The sequence below is a fragment of the Shinella sp. genome (assembly GCF_035998705.1).
In the GTDB taxonomy this organism is placed as follows: Bacteria; Pseudomonadota; Alphaproteobacteria; order Rhizobiales; family Rhizobiaceae; genus Shinella.
Map to the genome: position 1 here is coordinate 398,412 of NZ_DASYHH010000008.1, position 15,749 is coordinate 414,160.

14 protein-coding genes and 1 tRNA gene are annotated in these 15,749 nt (G+C 60.9%); 7 read left to right on the forward strand and 8 right to left on the reverse strand.

The features are described 5' to 3' along the window. Nucleotides 1-98: 98 nt before the first annotated feature. Entirely contained in the window at nt 99-980 is an 882-nt protein-coding gene (gene ppk2, locus VGN93_RS04905) for a polyphosphate kinase 2 (protein ID WP_319323890.1), read from the forward strand. A gap of 3 nt (nt 981-983) precedes the next feature. Here the strand turns inward: ppk2 and VGN93_RS04910 are convergent, their stop codons facing one another. Continuing rightward, nucleotides 984-2,129 (reverse strand): biotin transporter BioY, encoded by a 1,146-nt coding sequence (locus VGN93_RS04910; RefSeq protein WP_327506576.1) that lies wholly within the window; start codon nt 2,127-2,129, stop codon nt 984-986. 304 nt (nt 2,130-2,433) lie between these two features. On the opposite strand from VGN93_RS04910, the gene VGN93_RS04915 reads away from it, so the two are divergent. Together VGN93_RS04915 and VGN93_RS04920 are read left to right on the forward strand one after the other, a co-directional pair. After that, the gene (locus VGN93_RS04915; protein WP_327506577.1) at nt 2,434-3,396 is read left to right on the forward strand and encodes a nitronate monooxygenase family protein; all 963 of its coding nucleotides are present in this window, start codon (nt 2,434-2,436) and stop codon (nt 3,394-3,396) included. 124 nt (nt 3,397-3,520) lie between these two features. Further along, a tRNA-Thr gene (locus VGN93_RS04920) sits at nt 3,521-3,596 on the forward strand. A 407-nt stretch (nt 3,597-4,003) separates the two neighbouring features. On the opposite strand, the gene VGN93_RS04925 is transcribed toward VGN93_RS04920, so the two are convergent. Next, complete coding sequence (locus VGN93_RS04925; protein WP_327506578.1) at nt 4,004-4,510, reverse strand: hypothetical protein; 507 nt, start codon at nt 4,508-4,510, stop codon at nt 4,004-4,006. Between the two features lie 22 nt (nt 4,511-4,532). Here VGN93_RS04925 and VGN93_RS04930 point away from each other — a divergent pair, with 22 nt between their 5' ends. After that, nucleotides 4,533-4,862: a hypothetical protein gene (locus VGN93_RS04930; RefSeq protein ID WP_327506579.1), complete on the forward strand. Its 330-nt coding sequence runs from the start codon at nt 4,533-4,535 to the stop codon at nt 4,860-4,862. 64 nt (nt 4,863-4,926) lie between these two features. Here the strand turns inward: VGN93_RS04930 and VGN93_RS04935 are convergent, their stop codons facing one another. The 3 genes from VGN93_RS04935 to VGN93_RS04945 form a co-directional block, all read right to left on the reverse strand. Further along, a complete protein-coding gene (locus tag VGN93_RS04935; protein ID WP_327506580.1) occupies nt 4,927-6,483 on the reverse strand; it encodes an ISL3 family transposase in 1,557 nt (518 codons plus the stop codon). A gap of 103 nt (nt 6,484-6,586) precedes the next feature. Next, complete coding sequence (locus VGN93_RS04940; RefSeq protein ID WP_327506581.1) at nt 6,587-6,772, reverse strand: hypothetical protein; 186 nt, start codon at nt 6,770-6,772, stop codon at nt 6,587-6,589. Between the two features lie 150 nt (nt 6,773-6,922). Next, nucleotides 6,923-8,260: a hypothetical protein gene (locus VGN93_RS04945; protein WP_327506582.1), complete on the reverse strand. Its 1,338-nt coding sequence runs from the start codon at nt 8,258-8,260 to the stop codon at nt 6,923-6,925. A 504-nt stretch (nt 8,261-8,764) separates the two neighbouring features. Between VGN93_RS04945 and VGN93_RS04950 the strand changes: the two genes are divergently transcribed. Both VGN93_RS04950 and VGN93_RS04955 read left to right on the forward strand, forming a co-directional pair. Then, nucleotides 8,765-9,040 carry a hypothetical protein gene (locus tag VGN93_RS04950; RefSeq protein ID WP_327506583.1) on the forward strand — a complete coding sequence of 92 codons (276 nt, stop codon included), beginning with the start codon at nt 8,765-8,767 and terminating at the stop codon, nt 9,038-9,040. Nucleotides 9,041-9,197: 157 nt separating this feature from the next. After that, nucleotides 9,198-11,036, forward strand: a complete 1,839-nt coding sequence (locus VGN93_RS04955; protein WP_327506584.1) for a calcium-binding protein — start codon at nt 9,198-9,200, stop codon at nt 11,034-11,036. A 181-nt stretch (nt 11,037-11,217) separates the two neighbouring features. On the opposite strand, the gene VGN93_RS04960 is transcribed toward VGN93_RS04955, so the two are convergent. Next, nucleotides 11,218-12,399 (reverse strand): DUF3095 domain-containing protein, encoded by a 1,182-nt coding sequence (locus tag VGN93_RS04960; protein WP_327506585.1) that lies wholly within the window; start codon nt 12,397-12,399, stop codon nt 11,218-11,220. A gap of 240 nt (nt 12,400-12,639) precedes the next feature. On the opposite strand from VGN93_RS04960, the gene VGN93_RS04965 reads away from it, so the two are divergent. Next, complete coding sequence (locus VGN93_RS04965; RefSeq protein WP_327506586.1) at nt 12,640-13,836, forward strand: acyltransferase; 1,197 nt, start codon at nt 12,640-12,642, stop codon at nt 13,834-13,836. Nucleotides 13,837-13,911: 75 nt separating this feature from the next. Here VGN93_RS04965 and VGN93_RS04970 read toward each other — a convergent pair whose 3' ends face one another. Together VGN93_RS04970 and VGN93_RS04975 are read right to left on the reverse strand one after the other, a co-directional pair. Beyond that, nucleotides 13,912-14,148 (reverse strand): DUF4189 domain-containing protein, encoded by a 237-nt coding sequence (locus tag VGN93_RS04970; protein WP_327506587.1) that lies wholly within the window; start codon nt 14,146-14,148, stop codon nt 13,912-13,914. 116 nt (nt 14,149-14,264) lie between these two features. Next, on the reverse strand, nt 14,265-15,455 hold the full coding sequence (locus tag VGN93_RS04975; protein ID WP_414714019.1) for an AI-2E family transporter: 1,191 nt from the start codon (nt 15,453-15,455) through the stop codon (nt 14,265-14,267). Between the last annotated feature and the right edge of the window lie 294 nt (nt 15,456-15,749).

The following is a 15,749-nucleotide window of genomic DNA, read 5'->3' on the forward strand; positions in this document are numbered from 1 at the left end:
TGACATGTTTTTCACGGCGCGCTTGAATTCGCAATCCGGTTGTGGCCACCTCTCGGTTTGGCGGCCTTGGCCGCAGCCAATTTCTGAAGGAGTGGACGATGGCGGAAGAAGCCGAAAGCCGGGCTGTTGAGCTGGATATCGACGGCAAGAAGCGGGTGTTCGATATCGACGATCCCAAGCTTCCCGACTGGATCGACAAAAAGGCTTTCAGCTCCGACGACTACCCTTACGACAAGAAATTCGACGGCGACGAATACGAGGAGACGCTCGAGGCGCTGCAGGTCGAGCTCGTCAAGGTGCAGTTCTGGCAGCAGAAGACCGGCAAGCGCATCATGGCGGTCTTCGAGGGGCGCGACGCCGCCGGCAAGGGCGGCGCGATCCACGCCACCATGTCCAACATGAACCCGCGCTCCGCCCGCATCGTGGCGCTGACCAAGCCGACCGAGACCGAGCGCGGCCAATGGTATTTCCAGCGCTATGTCGCGACCTTCCCGACATCGGGCGAATTCGTGCTGTTCGACCGCTCCTGGTACAACCGCGCCGGCGTCGAGCCGGTCATGGGCTTCTGCACGCCGGAACAGTACGAAAAATTCCTGAAGGAGACGCCGCGCTTCGAGAAGATGATCACCTCGGAAGGCATCCATCTCTTCAAGTTCTGGCTGAACATCGGCCGCGAAATGCAGCTGAAGCGCTTCCACGACCGCCGGCACGATCCGCTGAAGATCTGGAAGCTCTCGCCGATGGACATCGCCGCGCTCAACAAGTGGGACGACTATACGGAAAAGCGCGACCGCATGCTGAAGACGACCCATACGGACCATTCGCCCTGGACCGTGATCCGCGCCAACGACAAGCGCCGCGCACGCATCAACCTGATCCGCCACATCCTGACGACGCTCGACTACGAGGGCAAGGACAAGAAGGCAATCGGCGAGATCGATGACAAGATCGTCGGTTCGGGGCTCGGCTTCGTCAAATAAGGGTCATTCGCCCGGCAGGATGCGGACGGCATAGAGGTTGATGCTCGCATCCGCGCCGGTGATATCGCTGTTGACCAGAAGGTGACCCGGCTCGCTCGGCGAGAGCGAGCCTTCGAACTCCACCTGGAACAGGATATCGGTGCGTTCCGAGATCGTGAACCGATGGCGGCCGCAGCCGCCCATCGAGCCGAAATCACATTCGACGGAAACCTGGACCGGCTTGCCGCTGACCGACTGCACGGAGAGCGCCACCGTCGAGGTCTTGCCGCCCATTTCGCCGAGAACGTCCGGCGATACCTCGATCAGCACCGCGCCGTCGCGCTCCGGATTGGTGGAGGTGAGGCGTGCTGCGGGGCCTTCGTTCGTGCTCACCGCCTCGAAACGGCCTGCCGCCCCTGCGGAAAGCTTCGCCGTATCGGCCGGCGCGAAAACGGAGCGCCAATCGGCGGAGAAGCGGCTCTGCGTATCGAGCGCCGTCTTGAGCGGGTCTTCACCCGAAAAATCCTCGCCGGAGACGGTGGCCGGCGGATTGGAACCGTCGCCACCCTGGAGATCGTCGAGCAGCCCGCTCGTCTGCACCCACCAGGCCAGCGCGCCGAAGGCCGCAATCAGCGTCGCGACGACCAGCAGGAACGAGAACAGCCGCCCGCGGCGCCGGCGCGCCTTGGCGACGCGCTCCGGACGGAAATCCGAGGCCTGGCTTGCTGCCGCAGCGCTGGCTGCGGAGGTCGTGCCCTTGCCGCCCTTGGCAAAGCCGTCCGCGCGCTCGGGCCGCATGGCGCCGAGATCGCTTGCGCCGGCCGACTGGCGTTCTTCCACGCGCGGCTCGGCGTCGATCGTCGGTTCGGGACGTGTGTCGCGCTCGGCGTGCAGCACCGGCTCCGGCCGCGCCTCCACCACCGGCTCGACACGAACCTCGCGGGCTGCGGCGGCGTGGAGTTCGGCGCGTTCCTCGGCCTCGATCTGGTGAATGGTCGCTTCCAGCCGGTGGCGCTGGGAGGCGATCGTCTCAGGGTCGTTGATCTCCTGCTTGCGCAGGCCCGCTTCCAGCGCATTGCGCGCCGACTGGTAGATGCGCGCCCGAACTTCGGCATTGGCGCGTTCGGAACGCGCCAGCGCGTTTCTGATTGCCGTTTCCAGTCCGCTCACATCCGACCCTTCTACGGGAGCCGCCAGAGGCTGCGGCTATGACACATCTGTGGAGAGGGCTCCACTTCCGGCGTTCGTTCGTTTTTGCGTAACGTTTGCGGGGAATTTGCGCAAGCCTTCCGGCAGAAAGTGCTCATGCTTCACGGGGATAAGCCGCCGAGTGACGTGCTGCGGACGCATTTCGCCGCCCGATGCCGAAAAGCATCGGAGGTGCCTGCCTTCCTCGCAACCCCTTTTCAGAACCGTACACCGCTGTTATTGTTTTGACGTTTTCGTAAACGTCAAAACAGACTGGACTTCCGCCATGGCCCTGCCCGCGATCCTCAAAGACAAGCTGCGTCTGCCCGTCGTCGGCGCGCCGCTCTTTATCGTCTCGCACCCCGCCCTGACCCTCGCACAATGCAAGGCCGGTGTCATCGGCGCCTTCCCGGCGCTGAATGCGCGCCCGGAATCCCAGCTCGACGAATGGCTGGCGGAAATCACCGAGGGCCTCGCCGCGCATGACGCGCAAAACCCCGACCGCCCCGCAGCGCCTTTCGCCGTCAACCAGATCGTGCACCGCTCCAACAAGCGGCTGGAGCACGACCTGATGATGTGCGTGAAATACAAGGTGCCGGTGGTGATCTCCTCGCTCGGCGCGGTGCCGGAGGTGAATGCGGCCATCCATTCCTATGGCGGCATCGTGCTGCATGACGTGATCAACAATCGCCACGCCAATTCGGCGATCCGCAAAGGTGCCGACGGTCTCATCGCCGTTGCCGCCGGTGCCGGCGGCCATGCCGGCCCGCTCTCTCCCTTCGCGCTCGTCCAGGAGATCCGCGAATGGTTCGACGGCCCGCTGCTGCTTTCCGGCGCGATCGCGACCGGCGGCGCGATCCTCGCCGCCCAGGCGATGGGCGCCGACATGGCCTATATCGGCTCGCCCTTCATCGCCACGACGGAGGCGCGCGCCAGCGACGCCTACAAGCAGACGATCGTCGACAGCGCCGCCGCCGACATCGTCTATTCCAACTATTTCACCGGCATCCACGGCAACTACCTGAAACCCTCCATCCTCGCCGCCGGCCTAGACCCCGATAACCTGCCCGAAGCCGACCCCTCCAAGATGGACTTCGAGAAAGCCACGACCGGCGCAAAAGCCTGGAAGGACATCTGGGGCTGCGGCCAGGGTATCGGCGCAATCAAGGCCGTCGCCCCTGTCGAAGCCCTCGTCAGCCGGCTGGAACGCGAATACCAGGCCGCAAGAAGCCGCATCTGCGCGCCATGAGCGGCCAATAACGCTGCAATGCACAAGGAAAAATGCGGAAGCTGAAACTCCGCGCTTGAAATCTCCTCCCATTGCGGTTATCAGCGCACCCATTCCGGTCCCACACACTTCGGGACCCGGTCAGGCCGCTTTAGCTCAGTTGGTAGAGCACGTCATTCGTAATGACGGGGTCACGTGTTCGAGTCACGTAAGCGGCACCATCAATTCCAGCACTTAGCGAAGTTTTTGATTTAGCTAGATATCGCTAGTAATCAAATAGCAATCAGCCCTGCCGGAAACGGCGTGGGCTACCGGGAACCCTGTGGCGACCGACTGACGCTACCCGAAGCAGCGGATTGCGCGTCGAAATAAGCTCATTCGTCGCTTGAAACCCTTATCGAATCAACTCCCTGCGACACCCCCATGTTTTTCGGCCTTTAGATAAGCCATTGACTTTTATTGATAAATCCTTATAATTACTGATATCGTCGTATTGAATAACCTTTTTTTTCGGGCGACGATACTGGCGAACGTGTCGGGTTATTCAGGCTCGGCGGCATCAAACTTTCACAGAGAGCGTCCTTCGGGGCGCTCTTTTTCGTTAAAGGAACACCTTTATGCACGCTGCCTACCCCTCGCCGATCAACCCGGCCGTTTCGCTGCCCCGGCTGTCGATCCTCGGCCACCCGCCCATGTCGCGGCCCGCATCAAAACCCCAAGCCAAGAAGCCCAAGGAGGGACTACCGCCGCACTGGCGCTGTTCGGCCTTGATGATCGCGGCAAGGCCCATGCGGCTTGGTTCGCCGAGGATCACGCCGATGCCAGTGCCGCTGCCGCCGAGGCCATGGGTAGGCTCGGAGACCAGACGACCAGCGAGGCTGGGGCGATGGGTCTGTTCGCCGGGCTGCTGTTGTTCTTCGGCGGCGCGTTCGCCTTCGGCCTTCCGATCGTTTCCGCCTGCCTGTTCACGCTGGCTGGATTGATGGCGCTCCTCGGTGCGGCTGAGTTTCCAGACCTGACGATCTGGGCCATCGTCGCCTTCGTGCTGGCGGTCTATCCTTTTTCGCATGGCGGTCGGGGAAGAAGAAGGCTGCTGTCCTCGCGAGCAAGGCGTCAGCCTGATCGGTTTGATCACAGGCGAGCCTAGGGAGCACCAAATGATTAGGCGACTTTGTATCGGGCTCTTTGTGGCCCTCATGGCTGGGCCGGCATCGGCGCAGACGCAGGAAGAATTGAACGCCTACGAAGCCGAATACGACATGCCGCCGCCCAGCGGCATCGTCCGCTGCGTTCTCGACGCCAACATGCTCTATGGCCCGCGCGGTATCGTCAAAACCGACTTCATGGCCGTCACCTTCCAATTGCGCGCGGATGGCATGGGGCTGGTCAACGGCAGATTGGTTGAACCGCTTGATTTCCAGCTTGATGGCGAAAGCAGTACCGCGACTTTCTCCGTGGCCAGCTTGTTGATTGCCACTGAGAACTGACCCGGCGTGGCCTAATATTTCCATTGAGAATTGGCTCTGACGCACATTTGCTGAAGTGGAGGCCCTACGATGCGCCGATCAATCGCGCTTGCAGCAGATCGAGCTTTGCTCTCCCGTACATCTGGCGTTTGATGAGCTTCAGCCGTGTGATCTGACCTTCCGTTTGCCCATTCGACCACGGTGAGATGATTGCGTTTCTTACAGCGTTGAGGTCCTTTTCCACGCCACCGGCGAACGATCCGACTAGGCTGTTCCTAGCAGCTTCCAGCCACTCGTCGAGCTTTCGTACGGTCTTCGAGCGGATCATGGACTGGAAGTCACCGATAGCCGTGCGGGCGACCACAAGCTCCGGGACGTTCACTTCGATCGCTGCCACCAGGATCGCTTCGGATTTTGCAAGGTCATCGCGTGCGGTGGTCATAAGCCGGGCGATGACCCGCGCCGATGGTGTTCTGGCGAGCCCACTCTGATTAGTCTTTTCCGCAAGACGTCGGCGTTGAGCCCATTGCGAGACGACGCCGCTCTGCCCCGGAAAGCCCTTTGCCTTCATTTCACGCCAGAGTGCCAGGGCGTTCCGCGCCCCTTCCTCCCAGCGGCTGTTAAGCCAGGGCAGCCAGCTATCCAGAGAGCTGGGTCGCGTTCGGAAGACGTCGAGGCGCTGGCCCCTTAAAACGTCGCGAACAAGCTTCCGGCTATGACCGGTTTGCCGCACGATCTGTCGAATTGATGTCCCCTTCTTCGACAGCTCCCGGACCGCCTCGTTCGTTTCCTGGCGGCGTAAATATCCCTCGTACTGCAGCTTCTCAGCGTATGTCAGAAGCTTGGGATCAACGACATTGCTGCCGACCGCCTGCCTAATCTGGCGCATCGACTTGCCAACCGCATCGAGAAAGGCCCGGCTGGAGTTCTCCATCAGGTGCCACCGATCGGCGACCTGCGCAGCATCGGGTAACGCCTTCGCTATGGCCTCACCATAGCCACCGCCCCGATCACGGGCGACGATCGATATCGATGGATGCTCGGCAAGCCATGTTCGAGACGTATCCAGCGCACGATCCGGCAACAGGGTGACGGGTCTCCGCCGTTCAAGGTCACAAACGATCGTTCCGTAGGTTTGCCCGCGCCTGAAGGCAAAATCATCAATGCCTATGACGTTGAGGTTTTCGTTCCGATCAGCAGTACGGCGACGAACCACCCGCAATAGCGTGTCGTTGCTCACCGGCACCATTAGACGATTAGCAAAGGCTGCGGCAGGCCTGCCGCCAAGTGCCAAGCCGAGATGGTGAACAATCGTCTCCAGCCGCTGGGTGCGCCGACCATAGCGAGCCAGCACGTTGTCACCGAACTGCTCGCAGAAGATACGCCGGCCACACAGCACGGCATCGCACCAGAGCCGACGCGTCACGACTGTCAACTCTACCCGCCGGCCGCCGAGAGGTAAGTCAGCGGGTCGCCTCTCATATCGGCTTTGAATTCGTCGGCTTGATCGCCCGCACTCTGGACAAGCTGCGGAGAGATTGCGTGATCGAAGCCGAACTTGAACGTATTCCCCAACGATCTTCACTGCTTCTACTGCAAAGCCGAACGGCGCGAGACTCGCATGCGGCAATCGATGGCCCATTGCTGATCCTCCCGTGAATCAGCGAAAACCTCCCTCACGACAGCAGCAAATATGAGTCAGAGCCAATTCTCGGTGGAAACGCCGGGTCAGTTCTCAGTGGCAATCAACAATCAACGCCTATTTTATCGCCGCTGCCTGCTTTTTCATTGCCTGTTCGCTCTTTCAACATCGGCAGAAACCAGATTTGATCACGCTGCGGTGTCGATACCCGGCGAAGAGCTCCCAGTTTCCATCCGAAACCTTCGAGGATCAAACGGTCCTTAACCCGGTGCTGGCCGTAGTTGGACATGAGTTCGCGCAACTCGTTGGACCTGGGGGCTCTGGCGTACGCCGGGCTCGTCGTGGTGGCGCTTAGACTTTTTCGTCAAAGGCTGCTTGAAGACATAGGTGAAGGCGCTGAAGAAATTAACCGGCACGACGTCTATGTCGTTCGACGGGATTAAGGGTTGGCGAGGAAATCCAACCGTTCTTTCTCGCCTTGGAACAATTGCCAGGAACCGCGCTGAACGAAAGCCGTTTTATTGAACGTGCCAAACCGAACGTCGCGCTCGGAGTCCAGCCAGCTGTAGAAGAGGGCGGCCTGATCGGCATACCAGATTGGTCGGTCTAGCGTTCGCGCGTTCTGCACGACCGTCTGAAGATATGAGCCGACCCGATTGGCGAACCGGCGCGCACCGGGCGTCCTCCTTGCCATGAAGGAGCATGCTGTAATCGACTCCCACGGGAGCCTATTGAGGATTCGCGAGTTGTCCAACAACCTTGTGCTCAGGATGATGTCGAGATCGGCATGCTCACCATGCATCTCGCGAACGTCTCGCGCCACATGACCGTCGACGTCCCCAACGAAAACCGACTGGTATATCTGGAGGTAGCGAGCGAGGTGGATGTATCTCGAGCTCGCGAAATATCCGCGCTGCTGGCGAATAGTAAGATGCGAAAGGTCGGCATGGTCAATCGTGAAGCCGAAACTGGTCGGGAGGTCCCATGAGGCAAACGCCTTGCGCGGATCAAAGCCGACACAATGGAAGTGCAGGCCGTTGCTCGGGTTCGTCTTCGAATATCGGCGAGCGACAAGATAAGCATACTTCTCGAAGTAGATAGGATCGAGGGAAAGCAGTGTGACGTGCTCTGCCGCTGACGGCATCACTTCAATGTCCCGATCTGGGATGGCCGTGCTTTGGTACTCGGATTCCAGGAGGACGCTCGATATCCCAGCAAAAGGTTCGATGAAACTGAGATCGCCGAGAGAGACGAACGTACGGCGCGCCTGAACGGCATTGCCGGTCGCGTGCGTGACCATCGCATCGAATGCAGCGACATGCCTCTCAGCGCCCGGCCAGTGGGCACTCAGGAAGCGCACAGTCTCGTTGCCGTCAATCGCGAAGCCGTCCGCATCTTTACCGGCCAACAGGCGCTCTCTCTGCGACCGGTAGAAGGCGAGAAAGATCAGGTCTGCGATATGGAGCGGGAGATCTCCCAGCCTGTTTCCGATCAACTCCGCAGTTGCGCGTATACGAGACCAATCCTTTTGCGAGAAGAGGAACCAGAAGAATTCCGTCAACGCCTCGTCTGACAGACAGTCCGACACGGCGCGCGCTGCATTGGCGGCCAGATATCGCTGAAGGGCAGGCGCGTGGATCGCCTGTCGCGCTGCCGCACCAAACGCGAGCACCGACTGTTCGAAAGTAAGTGAAGGATCAAGAGTTTGGTCGACTCGCGCGGGCAGATCGACGTTGGAATAACACTTGGTGAGTTCCGCCAACTCTTGATTGATCACGATGTCGTCCGCCGATTGCAACTCAGGACTTTCATCTGCCTGATGCAGGCAGAATGGGCAACCCTTCGCAGAGCCCGCCAAACGCAATTGGGGCGCAGCTTATTCGTCGCCTTCGATACTTTCCTTTCGAATTATCGCAGAGGCGCTTTTCCCGCGAGTTTCGCCGCAAGCTCCTCGGCAACATTATTCGCCGCATCATGAACCGGGTCCGGTGCAAGGTGCGCATAGCGCTGCGTTGTCTGGCTCTGACTATGACCAAGGATAGCAATCAAATAGTAATTACTTTAGCGGGAAAGTAAGGCCTCGCGCAAGGAAGACACGGAAACAAATACCTATGCAAACTATTAATTTGAAATGACTTTGTGAGGAACACCGGGAACTTCCGGGAAACCTGTGGAACGCAATCAATGACTTTCGCAATGACGAGGCCACGTGTTCGAGTCACGTAAGCGGCACCATCAATTCAAGCACTAGCAAAGTTTTTGATTTAGCCCGGGAAGCGGCGTGGGCTGGTGGGGACCTTGTGGCGACCGGTTGATCCTACCCGAAGCAGCGGATTGCGCCTCGGAATACGCTCATCCACCGCTTGAAACCCTGATCGAATCAACTCTGCCAGAAGACCAGAAACGCGCGCTGCAGCAGATGAACGACGATCTGTCGATGCAACGAAGCGGTGGCTTGCGACGGCATGTCACCGCCAACTTCCTCGATCACACGGCCGCCGCCGCCTCGCGCGAGGATGGACGGGATGTCGATATGATGGCGGACCAGTGCCGATGAAGCCGCAACGTCCCATACGGATTACAACGCCGGACTCTCCGCACACCCATCGCGAGCCAGTAAATTAAAAATTTACTTAAGGTTGATATTTCCGAGTCGACTTGCTTTTCTGTGCCCGGTCAATCTCGAGAGTGGCTAGGCCGAGGGAGAAAAACAGATGGTAATTGCCGGCAGTCTTGAGACAAGCGTCAACACCTTTACGACGGGCAATCAATATGAGCCCAGCGTCACGGCGCTCAAGGATGGCGGCTGGGTTGTGACGTGGGCCTCCTACGGGCAGGACGGTTCGTGGTATGGCGTCTACCAGCAGGCCTACGATGCCAACGGCACCGTCAGAGGCACCGAGACGCAGGTCAATACCTATTCTACAAACGATCAATATCTGCCCAGCGTCACGGCGCTCGCCGATGGCGGCTGGGTCGTGACGTGGACCTCCAACGGGCAGGACGGTTCGGGGTTTGGCGTCTACCAGCAGGCCTACAATGCCAACGGCACCGCCAGAGGCACCGAGACGCAGGTCAATACGCATTTTTTTAACTCACAATATGATCCCAGCGTCACAACGCTCGCCGATGGCGGCTGGGTCGTGACGTGGACCTCCGTCGGGCAGGACGGTTCGGGGCTTGGCGTCTACCAGCAGGCCTACGATGCCGACGGCACTGCCAGAGGGACCGAGACGCGGGTCAATACCTATTCTACAGACAATCAATATCAGCCCAGCGTCACGGCGCTCAAGGATGGCGGCTGGGTCGTCACGTGGACCTCCAACGGGCAGGACGGTTCGGGGTTTGGCGTCTACCAGCAGGCCTACAATGCCAACGGCACCGCCAGAGGCACCGAGACGCAGGTCAATACCTATTCTACATTCGATCAATGGACATCCAGCGTCACGACGCTCGAAGATGGCGGCTGGGTCGTCACGTGGGCCTCCAACGGGCAGGACGGTTCGGGGTATGGCGTTTACCAGCGCATCTTCTGGCTGAACGATGCGCCGACGTCGCGCGTGATCGTCGCGCAGACGGCAACGGTGACCAAGCCGTTCAACTTCACCTACGCCGCAAATACCTTCTCCGATCAGAACCCGCATGACACGCTCAGCGTCACGGCGACACTTGCCAATGGTGATCCCCTGCCGTCCTGGCTGGCCTTCGATCCTGCAACGGGCACCTTCTCCGGTACGCCGGGCAAGGGGAATACCGGCGCGCTGACGGTCCATGTCACCGCAACGGACACGAGCGGTGAAACCGCCCTCGCCAGCTTCACCCTGACCGTCAAGAGCCAGCCGCTTCCGCCTGATGATGGCAAAATATTCAACGGGACATCCGGCGACGACATCATCGTGGGCACTGCCGGCAATGATACGATCTACGGCGGTGCGGGCAACGACAAGCTCTACGGCGGGGCTGGCAACGACGTGCTGTACGGCGGCACCGGCAACGACGTGCTTGCAGGCGGCAGCGGCAATGACAGGCTGTTCGGCGGGGCAGGCAACGACACGATCTATGCAGGGGCTGGCAATGATGCGGTCTATGGCGGAGCCGGCCACGACACCCTGTTTGGCGGGGCGGGCAACGACACGATCTATGGCGGGGCCGGCAACGACACCCTGTTTGGCGGCACCGGCAATGACAGGTTGATCGGCGGAGCGGGTGCTGACAAGCTTTATGGCGGTGCGGGGGCCGATGTCTTCGTCTTCACCTCGATCAAGGACAGCACAGTGGCCGCGTCGGGTCGCGATACGATCTTCGACTTCAGCCGCAAGCAGGGCGACAAGATCGATCTGAAGGCCATCGATGCCGATACGGGCATCGCTGGTCTTCAGGCTTTCCGCTTCATCGGCGCGGACACCTTCCACAACAAGGCGGGCGAACTGCGCTACGAGAAGAAGGGCGGCGACACCTTCGTCTATGGCGACGTGGACGGTGACGGCAAGGCCGACTTCGCGATCCGGTTCGTCTCGGCCATCGACTTCGTGAAGTCCGATTTCCTCTTGTAGGACGGCGGCTGTCAACCCGTTGAAGCCGCTTCTACTGAACTGATGAGTGCAGGGCCGTTCGCGGCGGTCACCCCGCTCGCTAGGCGGAGTTATGCGGCCCCCTCACTGATCCCAGAGACCCCGGGCACGGATGGTGGCCGATTGTCACGATCCGGGCCTCTGCCCGCCAGGGCATGCGGCTTCACCCTTGCGTGCCCGCCTTCAGCGACGTGGCGGAGATCTGCTTCTTCAGGCGGGTGGCGGCCATGGCGTAGCCGCCGGCGGCGCCGTCGATGAAATGCATGTGGTCGCGCTTCAGCGCCGTCGGCACGATGCAGGTCATCAGCGCCGAATCCTGCCGGTGCAGGCCGAAGCGGCAGATGCCGGCGCTTGCGGCCTCCTCAAGCCGTATTTCAATCTCGCGAAGCCTTTTGGGATCGACGTCGATGGTCATTTTCAGGCCGTCGTCGAACTTGCGGAAATCCGCATTGCGGGCAACATCCTGCCGATAGACCTTCGCGTCGAAACCACCGAGCGTCAGGCCAAAGCGATAGAGTGCGACCGTCAAAAAATATTGCCCCAGAATGAACAGTCGGTGCGAAAAGCGTTTTCCCTTCGGCGCGGTCTTCGTTTCCGCCGAGAGGCCGGCCATCGACAGCCCGATCTGCGGCCCCTCCTGCGCGACCGGATGGCCCTCCCGCTCCTCGCCGGCGGCGAGCGCGACGATGTCGACGATCAGCGCCTGAAATGCGGAAATGTTGTCTGGCGCGACGGGAACCGCGATGATCGAGACGATGTCGCCGTGGCGCGACCGGATCGGGTTCCAGCGGCAGGACAGGCCGGTCAGGTCCGGGCGGGCGCCGGGCGGTGCCGGCGGAACGGCAAAGAGGCCTTCCTTCATGCGGGCTTCGGCCCAGCTCGAACCGCCGCCGGCAAACATCGCATAGGAAAGGTCCGGGGTGACCTGGAACCGCGCGACGCGGACTTCGAGGCCGGCTGCGTTGACATCGGCAACGGGAACCAGAGCGGCGCGCAGCGTCAGCTTCAGCTCCTCGCTGACCCAGGACTGCACCGCCGAAAGCGCGTCGCGCGCCTTCTCCACCCCCGATTGCGGCACGGCGACCACGGCGCCATCACCGCCGAAGACAAAGGGAAGGTCGCTGTTGCCCAGCGCGTTCAGGATGGCCGAGATGACGCTGGCGCCGGCCATGTTGACCGCCTTGTAGCGGCCGGCCTCGATCGTGCCGGTGGAATCGACGATATCGGCCGTCGCCAAGGCCCAGTCGGCCGGCAAAGCCCGGTAGTTCCCACTATCGGCAACGCCGGCGAAATCGACGAAAACGGGAAGCGTGCTGAAAAATGTTTCGCTGGAAAGACTGTCCATGCTTCGAGGCTACCATATTCGCGCATGGCAGGCGACGGCTCGTGTCTTCGAGAGCCGTTTCAAGCCAGTCATGAGCCTCCCCTTTCGACGTAGGCATCCGGAGAGCTACCGACAATGGCCCCGGGCACGTGCACCATCGGTGGAAGCACACTCAATTGAGCGGATCGATGCCCTACCAATGCTCAAGTATGCGGCGCTTTCTGCTCCGCTAGCCTGTCTCGCCTGGAGAGGGTTTGACAGATGCCGAGACATGGTGTGGCCGGGCTGGCAGAGGATGAAGGCCGCATAGATGCGCTGGATGGACTGCGCGGCCTCGCAATATTGCTGGTCATGATATTCCATCTCACGCTCGTCTACCCGTTTGGAGCGGCGGAGAAGTCCATTCTATATATGGCCGGAGGGATAGGATGGATCGGGGTGGACCTGTTTTTCGTCCTGTCCGGCTTCCTGATCACCGGTATTCTGATCGACACCAAGGACAACAGGAATTTCTTCAGCAACTTTTTCGCACGCCGTACATTGCGGATATTTCCACTCTATTACGCCACGCTAATCGTCGTTTTCCTGCTTATGCCGGCTGCGGGATACTTCAACACACCGGAACTGAATTTTATCCGGGAGCATCAGGTGTTTTCCTGGACCTATATGACGAACTGGGGTTTTGTCGCAGCCGGCGGCGCCCGATTTTTCAACGTCGAATGGTTGACGCTGATACACTTCTGGTCCCTCGCCATCGAGGAACAGTTCTATCTCGCCTGGCCTTTTGCAGTCTATTTTCTCAACCGCAGAAAGTTTGTCGGACTGTGCATCCTGCTGATGGCCGGCGCGGTTTGTGGGCGGCTCGCGGTCGCGGCGCTGGGGATACCGCAGGGCGCGGCCTACACGCTCACACCCTTCCGTATAGACACTTTGGTCACAGGTGCGCTCATCGCCGTGGCCGTGAGAGACGGGACGGCGAAACACCGTGTTTTTGCGGCAGCCCCATGGGCGGCGGCGATAGCGGCGACATTGGTGCTTTCGGTTTTCATGCTGCGTGACGGCGTCTGGTTCGCCGACCGCTGGATGCACACGCTGGGCTTCTCGGTTCTTGCCATCGGCTGGGGCGGTCTATTGGTTATGTGCCTACCAGACTATCGAGGCGGTGGCTTGGGACTGCTGTTCAAGCCGCATTGGCTGCGCTTTTTTGGAAAATACAGCTACGGTCTCTATGTCATTCATCCCTTCGTGCTGGCACATTTCTCACCGGCCCCCTTCGCGCGGTTTGGAATGCCGGAGCCGCTTGCCGCCTGCCTCTACATCGCGTGCGGCATTGTCGCGTTCATCGTTCCGGCCTGGCTTTCATGGCACCTTCTCGAAAAACATTTCCTGAAACTGAAACGCTTCTTCGCAAGTGCGCCCGACATGGCCAGCCCGAAGAGAAACCTGGTGAGAACATAGCGATCGCGGGTCCGCCCCGCTTTCCGCGAGCAGGATCAGGTGCCGGAGCCCGCCGGTGAGGCGGGCTCCTTTTGCTTATTCGCTTTCGTCGCATTCGGTGATTTCGCAGACGGATTCTTCCGTCGTGCGGTTGGCGCATTCGGTCAGCGCCTTTTCCCGGGCAGGGGCTTCATTGTCGTAGCTGTAGCTGTAGCCATAGCTGCCCTCCTCGGAAACTGCGATGCAGCCCCAGGCGAGCGCCGAGGTGGTGGATGTGGCGAAAACGGTCGCCAGGACGAGGGCGGCGAGCCCTGTCCGCTGAACGGATGTCATGTTTTAGTCCCCCAAGAAACTGCGCAAGACGCGCGAGCGGAGACTATGGTTGCGGCCGTGAAATTTGCAAGCGGATGCAGGGGCTTCGCGTGTGCAAATTCTGTCTTGCAACCGGATCAGCCGACATTGCGCTCCTGCTCGATGCGCGTGGCGGCCTCGGAGGACGGGTCGAGGATGATCGGCGACGGCGCTTCGGCGGCGTCCACTTCGCGGATCCATTCGCGCCAGATGGCGACGAGGAGCGCCATGAGGACCGGGCCTATGAAGAGGCCGAGGAAGCCCATGGTCTTCACGCCGCCGATGAGACCGAAGAAGGTGGGCAGGAAGGGTAATTTGATCGGGCCGCCGACGAGGCGGGGACGCAGCGTCTTGTCGACGATGAAGAGTTCCACCGAGCCCCAGATGAAGAGCGCGAGGCCCGCGACGGGCGAGCCGCTGGAGACGAGGTAGACCGAGACGAGGGTGAAGGAGAGTGGCGCGCCGCCGGGGAAGAGCGCCATGATGCCGGTGATCACGCCGAGCGTGACGGCGGACGGCACGCCGGCGACCCAGTAGGCGACGCCGAGCACGATGCCTTCGCCGATGGCGATCAGCGTCATGCCCGTCACCGTGGAGCTGATCGTCGCCGGCACGATGCGCGAAATGCGCTCCCAGCGCATCGGCAGGATGCGCTCGCCGAGGCGGTCGACCTGGCCGGCGAAGGACTGGCCGTCGCGGTAGATGAAGAACAGCGCGATCAGCATGAAGAGCATGGCGAGCAGCAGGCCGAAGGCCTTGCCGCCGGCGGCCAGCGCCACGCGGTAGATATTGCCGATATTGGCGCCGCTGACGATCTGCGTCAGTTCGCCGATCGCGCCCGGATGATCGAGGAAACGCGTCCATTGCATGTCGAGCCAGCCGCCGATGACCGGCAGTGCGCGGATCCAGTCCGGCGTCACGGCCCCGGTGCGGTTCGTCTCCACCGCCCAGCCGATCCAGTCGCGGATCTCGTGGAAGGCATAGGTCGAGGCGATCATGATCGGCCCGATGATGAAGGCGAGGATCAGCAGGATGGCGATGGAGGCGGCAAGCGTGCGGTTGCCGCCCACCTGAGCGAGCAGGCGCGCATAGAGCGGCCAGCTGGCAAAGGCGATGACGAGGGCGGCGAGCACGGGGACGACGAAGCCGTGGAAGAAATAGATGCCGGCGAAGACGACGAGGACGAGGAGCCAGCGCGCCGCCGAGATCGGGGATATGAGCGCGACGCTGCTCGGGCGCGCCGCGCCGAGAAACCGAGGCTCACTTTTGCGATGTTCCGAATGCAGCAAACTCGTCCACTCCCATGAGGCCGGCAACCGGCCGGACCATCTAGATAAGGTCTACTAGAAGAATGTTAAACATATACACGGTTTTTAGGGCCGGGGCGCGCTGAGACGCCGCAGTCCGCCGCAATTACCCGCCTTGTAAAAAAGCTGTGTGACGTTGCACCGCCTGATTATTGACGTTTACGTCAATGTAAGCTAGCGATAGACCTTGATGGCGCCCGCCAAAAGCATCATCTTGTCCGCATCGGATGGTTGGAGGAACCTTCGGTGCCGGCGGGACGGATGGTGCCGCGCAAG

Excerpts from the sequence above, each read along its gene's own strand:
- VGN93_RS04955 (WP_327506584.1), top strand. The coding sequence starts at position 9,198 with ATGGTAATTGCCGGCAGTCTTGAGACAAGCGTCAACACCTTTACGACG.
- VGN93_RS04935 (WP_327506580.1), bottom strand. The coding sequence starts at position 6,483 with ATGGGCCATCGATTGCCGCATGCGAGTCTCGCGCCGTTCGGCTTTGCA.
- VGN93_RS04965 (WP_327506586.1), top strand. The coding sequence starts at position 12,640 with ATGCCGAGACATGGTGTGGCCGGGCTGGCAGAGGATGAAGGCCGCATA.
- VGN93_RS04930 (WP_327506579.1), top strand. The coding sequence starts at position 4,533 with ATGATTAGGCGACTTTGTATCGGGCTCTTTGTGGCCCTCATGGCTGGG.
- VGN93_RS04940 (WP_327506581.1), bottom strand. The coding sequence starts at position 6,772 with ATGTCCAACTACGGCCAGCACCGGGTTAAGGACCGTTTGATCCTCGAA.
- VGN93_RS04915 (WP_327506577.1), top strand. The coding sequence starts at position 2,434 with ATGGCCCTGCCCGCGATCCTCAAAGACAAGCTGCGTCTGCCCGTCGTC.
- ppk2 (WP_319323890.1), top strand. The coding sequence starts at position 99 with ATGGCGGAAGAAGCCGAAAGCCGGGCTGTTGAGCTGGATATCGACGGC.
- VGN93_RS04960 (WP_327506585.1), bottom strand. The coding sequence starts at position 12,399 with ATGGACAGTCTTTCCAGCGAAACATTTTTCAGCACGCTTCCCGTTTTC.
- VGN93_RS04970 (WP_327506587.1), bottom strand. The coding sequence starts at position 14,148 with ATGACATCCGTTCAGCGGACAGGGCTCGCCGCCCTCGTCCTGGCGACC.